The organism is Streptomyces sp. NPDC057702, assembly GCF_042799315.1.
In the GTDB taxonomy this organism is placed as follows: domain Bacteria; phylum Actinomycetota; class Actinomycetes; order Streptomycetales; family Streptomycetaceae; genus Streptomyces.
The window spans coordinates 68268-74267 of record NZ_JBHVJC010000016.1 but is presented as its reverse complement, the minus strand read 5'-3'; the positions used below and the strand labels follow the sequence as shown (position 1 = coordinate 74267).

Annotated in this window: 4 protein-coding genes; 2 read left to right on the top strand and 2 right to left on the bottom strand. The window is 73.9% G+C overall.

What is annotated here, in order from left to right; all coding sequences use genetic code 11:
- Positions 1 to 593 precede the first annotated feature (593 nt).
- Positions 594 to 1694 (top strand): ArsR/SmtB family transcription factor, encoded by a 1101-nt coding sequence (locus ACFVFR_RS14520; protein WP_383701173.1) that lies wholly within the window; start codon positions 594 to 596, stop codon positions 1692 to 1694.
- Here the strand turns inward: ACFVFR_RS14520 and ACFVFR_RS14515 are convergent.
- Together ACFVFR_RS14515 and ACFVFR_RS14510 are read right to left on the bottom strand one after the other, a co-directional pair.
- On the bottom strand, positions 1660 to 2817 hold the full coding sequence (locus ACFVFR_RS14515; protein ID WP_383701171.1) for an alkaline phosphatase PhoX: 1158 nt from the start codon (positions 2815 to 2817) through the stop codon (positions 1660 to 1662). The two genes, ACFVFR_RS14520 and ACFVFR_RS14515, sit on opposite strands and share 35 nt — an antisense overlap.
- A 567-nt stretch (positions 2818 to 3384) precedes the next feature.
- Positions 3385 to 5037, bottom strand: coding sequence for a CocE/NonD family hydrolase (locus ACFVFR_RS14510; protein WP_383701361.1), 1653 nt, complete (start codon positions 5035 to 5037; stop codon positions 3385 to 3387).
- Between the two features lie 176 nt (positions 5038 to 5213).
- Between ACFVFR_RS14510 and ACFVFR_RS14505 the strand changes: the two genes are divergently transcribed.
- Positions 5214 to 5930: a TetR/AcrR family transcriptional regulator gene (locus ACFVFR_RS14505; protein WP_383701169.1), complete on the top strand. Its 717-nt coding sequence runs from the start codon at positions 5214 to 5216 to the stop codon at positions 5928 to 5930.
- The last annotated feature ends 70 nt before the right edge of the window (positions 5931 to 6000 follow it).

Sequence of the window (6000 nt, the reverse complement as noted above, 5' to 3'; positions counted from 1 at the left end):
GCCGGGGGGGGGGGGGGGTTGGGGGGGGCCCCCTACCGCGGCCGCCCCCCCGCGGGGCCCGGCGGGGGGCGCCCCCGCCGGTGGGGGGGCGGTCCCGTAAACCCGCCCCCCGACGGTCATCTGACGATCGACCTCTCACAACGCCCCGCGTGGGCCACATACCACCGGATCAGACCACCCCGTCGCGGCGGGGGCCGTGCCGGGAGCCCTCCACCCTCACTCCCGGCCGTCGGCCCCCTCGCCGTAGGCGCGCTACGGCGGGTGCGGGGTTCCGGCATACGAAAGGGGGCGGCGCCTGTGCGAGGCGCCGCCCCCTACTACTCCCCCCACGGGAGCCGTTGCCGCCGACCATGTGCGGCGGCAACTGATGCTCAACGGCCTAGCGGCAGCCCGTTACCCCCCACGGGAACGAGCAATCCGGCCTGAGCACCCACCGGGAAAATGCCCCTGCCTTTTCCCACGTCCCAGCATTCCGGTTGGACATGTTGGAGCGCGACCCGTTTCAACTCTGGCCAAAAGGGCGTGGTGACTGCCCGTGTTGGGGTGCATACTCAGGGATTGGGGGAACTACGGATGCCACATGTGGGGGTTTAGTGCTGCGCGTCCATTTCACAAGCGTGGATCTGGCGCGGCTGCGGATGGCCGCTCGACCAGACGCTCTCTGGGAAACTGTTTTAAGTTTCCATCGACTTCGCGAGAAACAGGCGGAGAACATCTTCGGGGAATGGCGCTCGCAAACGCGGGCGCGACTCCATTCAGAGCCCCGGTTGCTCGCACCCCTGGTGCCGCAACGGGGCTATTTTCCCGACTTCCTGACGCCGTCGGAGGGTGTGATCGGTGTCGAGGAGGCGATGGAGGCGGTGCGTGCCACGCCGCCGGAGAGGTTACGTACCGAGATATCCCGGTTGCCAGCGGGCCGCGCGCTGCCGGCGTGGATGCGTCCGATGGCCGACGGCGAGGGCGCCGACCGGGCCCTGGCCCGCCTCGTGGACACCCTGCGCGACTACCACCGGGCCGCCATCGCGCCGTACTGGCCCCACCTGCACGCCCGCATCGAGGCCGATCGCGCCGCCCGTGGCCGGGCCCTGCTGGACGGTGGCGTGGACGGGCTGCTGGCCTCGCTGCCGGCCACCATGCGCTGGCGCGCGCCGGTGCTCGAGGTGGACTACCCCGTCGACCGGGACCTGTACCTGGACGGGCGCGGGCTGTTGCTGCTGCCCTCGTACTTCTGCCGGCGCACGCCGGTCACCTTCCACAACCCGGCGCTGACCCCGGTGTTGGTCTACCCGCTGGAGCACGCCTCGGGCCCCGGGCTGGTCGCGCCCGCGCGGTCGCTGGTCAAGCTCGTCGGCTCCACCCGGTCGGCCGTGCTCCAGGGCATCGGCGCCGGCTGCACCACCAGCGAACTCGCCCGCCGCGTGGGCGTCTCGCTGGCCTCGGCCAGCCAGCACGCGACCGTGCTGCGCGACGCCGGACTGCTGGTGACGCTGCGCCAGGGCAGTGCGGTCCTGCACACCCTGACCCCGCTCGGGGTCGCCCTGTTGCGCGGCGGCAGCCCGGGTGAGCGACCCGCCGGGCCCGGGGAGCGGCCCGGCAGATCGGAGGACGGCCGGCCCGCCGCCGCGCGCGCGACGGACCGACCCGATCCCAGACCGGTGGTTACGAGCGGAACGGCCCCGTCACCTCGTACGTGATGCCACCCGAGGAGCTGCCCGTCGTCCCCCGCTGGCTGGAGAAGTACAGCCGCTGCCCGTTGGGGGAGAAGGCCGGGCCGGTGATCTCCGAGCCCGACTGGCCGTTGATCCGCAGGAACGGCGCCACCACGTCGTCCGGGGTGATCAGGCAGATCTCCATGTTGCCGCCGTCCTCGGCGATGAACAGGTCACCCGAGGAGGAGCCGGTGATGTTGTCCACGCCGGTGAGCGGGGCGGTGCCGCTGACCAGCGAGTCGTCATAGGCCAGTTCGTAGGTGTTGTTGGTCAGGTTGAGCTGCCACACGCGGTTGTCGCCCTTGGTGGTGAACCAGACGGTGTCGTTCGCGTAGTGGCACCCCTCGCCGCCGTTGAACCGCTTGGCGCCCGAGACCTGGTCGCGCGTCACGGTCGGCGAGCCGTCCGGGTCGGGGACGTTGGCCCAGGTGAAGGAGCCGGAGGTGGCCGTGCCCGCCTTGAGTACCTGGAGGGTGCCCGCCGACAGGTCGCCCCAGGTGGTGGGGACGAAGCGGTAGAAGCAGCCGTTGGACTCGTCCTCGGTCAGGTAGACCGCCTTGCGGACCGGGTCGGCCGCGGCGGCCTCGTGCTTGAAGCGGCCCATGGCGTCACGCCGGGTCGCCGCGTTCACACCCCACGGGTCGGTCTCGTAGACGTAGCCCAGGCTGACCTCCTCGCAGGAGAGCCAGGTGTTCCACGGGGTCTTGCCGCCCGCGCAGTTCTGCCGCGTGTTGGACAGCACGCGGTGCGCGCCGGTGATGGTGCCCGAGGAGTTGAACTTCACGGCGCCCACGCCGCCTCCGGGGCTGATCTCCGAGTTGGAGACGTATATCCAGCCGGTGCCGTCCGCGTAGCAGGCGCCGCCGTCGGGGGCGTTGTGCCAGGTGTAGGAGGTGCCGGCGACCTGCTGGCCGGAGCGGGCGATGACGCGGCTGGTGAAGCCGCTGGGCAACAGGATGCCGTTGGCGTCGGCGGAGCCGAGCGCCCCGTACGGGCCGGGGCCCGGCTGGGCCGGGGCGGCGTAGGCGGCCCCGCGCATCAGCGTGCCGCCGAAGGTCGCTACTGAGGTGCCGATGACTGCGCCGCGCAAGAAGGTGCGTCGTTCCACGGTCCACTCCACGGGATCGAAGACAGCCGACGGCCAGGTGGCCTGCCGGGCGGACTCCGCCCAGGTCACTGGGCGAAAACCGGGCGGTGCCCGCAAGCCGCGGAGACTATAGGCCGGGTTTTGACAGGGCAGCAACAACGGGTGGCGTCAGGTGGGTGCCGCGGTGGCTGAAGTTCGCCCGCCCTTCCCCGCCCCACCCCTTCCGGTGGCGCCGCTGCGCCCTCACACGCTTACGGCCCGCGATACGGCCTGGTCAGGGCGGTACGCCAGGGCCGTCGAGCGGCGCGCGCACCGCGCCGGGCGGCCTCGCGGGCCGGGCCATGCCCTGTCCCACCGACGCCGCGCCGCGCCGACACGACCGAAGCCGAGGGGGCGCGGCGCGCCTGGCGAGGGGCGCGCGCCCGCCCTCCGCCCGCCGAGCCGGCCCCGACCTGGACCCCGCCGAGCCGGCCTCTTCCCGCGCCGGCCCCGACGCGGGTCAGACCCCGACGTCCCCGTCCCGACCGACGCCCTCGCCCCGGGTCACCTCGCCCCGGATCGCCGCGCGTCGCGTCGTCGCGGTCGCCGCTACCCGGCCAGCCCGTCGGAGGGGGCGTCGTTCGACGCGCGGGCGGGGTCGGCGGGTTCGGGGGCGTGGGGGAGCACCAGGGCCGAGTCCGCGTGCAGGGTGACGCGTACCGGTGTGAGGTCGGTGGCGTCCAGCGGGGGTTCGCCGGTGCCGGGGTGGCGGATGTAGCGCGGGTGGGCGCCGCCGCTGACCTGCCACTGGACGCGGTGGCCCACGGCGAAGCGGTGGGCGGTGGTGCTCATCGCCACGGTGAGTCGGGCGGGCGCGTCCACGGCCGCGCTCAACCGCCCCAGCCCGTCGCAGACGTTGACGGAGCGGCCTCGCGGGTCCACGTCACACAGGCGGACGAAGACGTCGGTGTGGCCGGTGTCGGCGCGGACGTGAAGCGTGGCGGAGACCGGGCCCAGGATCTCCAGGGGCTCGGTGAGCGGGGCGCTGGCGAAGGTCAGGACGTCGTCCCGGGCCTCCAGGGCGGTGTTGTCGCGCGGGCCGGCGGTGCGGGAGAGGAGCGGGCCGCCCACCGACGGGGTGGGGTCGGCCGGGTCGTGGCGGAACGAGGCCAGGGGCGCGGAGTCCGTGGGGGCCTGTCGGGTGAGGTGCCCGCCGGCCAGCGGGTGCCACGCGGTGGCGTCGGGCGCGGGCGGCCACGCGTCGAGATCCCGCCAGGCGTCCGCGCCGCCGACGTGCGCGCGCACCGGGGTCGGGCGCAGGTCGGAGGGATCGCCGCACAGATGGGCGCGCAGCCAGGCGAGGCTCTCGGCGAACACCTCGGCCCACCCCCGCTGGAGGGCTGAGGTGTGCGTCCAGGGGCCGGCGAGCAGGGTGGTCGGGCAGCCGGCCCGGCGCAGCCGCTCGTACTGCTCGAAGGTCTGGTCGACCAGTACGTCGTGCCATCCGGTGATCAACGCCGTGGGTATCCGGTGTCGTTCCGCCACCTCGGCCAGTGACGCGCCCCGCCAGTAGGGGTCCTGTCGGTCCGGGTGCGCCATGACCTCCTCCAGCCAGGGCACCCTCCCGCCAAGGGCGGGCGCGTACGCCCCGCGCAGCGGCCGGGCGTCGACGGCGGCGCGCACGCGGCGCTGCAGGCGCAGCGCCGCCCGCAGGAAGGGCCCCGTGCCCCGGTGCTGGTAGGTCATGCCCATGCCGACGGCGAGGATGTTCTCCAGTCGGAGTACGCCGTCGGTGTGGAAGAGGGCGTACGGGTCGTGCAGGCCCACCTGGGCCACCATGGCCCGCAGTTCCGGCGGCGGGTCCACGGCCAGGGCCCACTGGGTGTAGCTCAGGTAGCTGGGTCCGACGGTGCCCAGGGTGCCGTTGAACCAGGGCTGCTCGCGCAGCCACGTCATCGTGGCCTGACCGTCGACGACCTCGTTGCGCCACAGGTCGAAGGTGCCCCCGGAGCCCCCGGTACCCCGGCAGCTCTGGAGCACCACGTGAAAGCCCTGTTCGGCGAAGAGCAGGCCGTACATGGGCGCCCACGGCAGGCCCCGGCCGTAGGGCGAGCGGACCAGGAGGGTGGGGAAGTCGCCGGCGGCGCGCGGGAAGTAGTGGTCGGTGAGCAGCGGGCTGCTGTCGGCGGCCGGCACCGTCAGGCCCGGCGCGTACCCCACGGCGTGCCGTCGCGCCGGCAGTCCGCGCCAGGTCGCCCTCATCGCCCGGGTGGACAGCGGCGGCCTGCCGGTCGGCGGTGTCCAGGGCGATGGGGTCGTGGTCTCGGGCATGCGGGATGGCATGGTTCCCCTCCTCTACTTCGTACGTTGTACGAGAATAGGGGATGCTTGGATGGGCCCGACAACGACCCCGCACCGATCAGGGAGGAGCGCGCACCGTGCCCGACGACGCGGGACCCGCCACGAGCGGTGTCGACCCCGAACGGCTCTGGCTGCGTTCCACCGCGTCACGCCGAGGCCGCCGACCCTCCTTCAGCCGGGCGGCGATCACGGTCGCGGCCGTCGCCCTCGCGGACGCGGAGGGCATCGAGGCCGTCACCATGCGACGGGTCGCCGCCGAGGTCGGGGCCGGCGTCATGTCGCTCTACAGCTACGCCCCCGACAAGGAGACGCTGCTGGAGCTGATGGTCGACCACGTCAGCGGTGAACTGTCGACCGCGCCCCCGGGGACCGGCGACTGGCGGACCGACCTGAAGGACCTGGCCCACCGCCAGCGCGCGCTGATGCTGCGGCACCCCTGGTTGCCGGCCGCGCTGGCCACCCGTCGCACGCCCGGGCCCAACGCGCTGGCCTTCGTGGAACGCGCTCTCGCCGCCCTGCGGCCCACCGGTCTGGACGGCGCGGCGAGGTTGGAGGTCTTCGCCCAGCTCACCGCCTTCGTGGCCGGACACGTACGCCACGAGATCGGCCAGGCCGCGACGGCCCGGGACCCCGAGCGCGGCGCGGCCGAGGCCCGCTACCTCGCGGTGGTCGCCGCCGACGGCGACCACCCGGAACTCGCCGAGGCCCTCGCGGCCCCCGGCCACGCCCTCGCCCCCGACGCCACCTTCGCGCGGTTCCTGGGCCGACTGGTCGACGGCCTCGACACCACCTGAAGGCCCGTGCCCCGGCGGCGGCCCGACCGGACCGTCGTCCCCCCGACCGGGACTTCGCCCCCGGGCCGGA

Excerpts from the sequence above, each read along its gene's own strand:
- ACFVFR_RS14510 (WP_383701361.1), bottom strand. The coding sequence starts at position 5,037 with ATGAGGGCGACCTGGCGCGGACTGCCGGCGCGACGGCACGCCGTGGGG.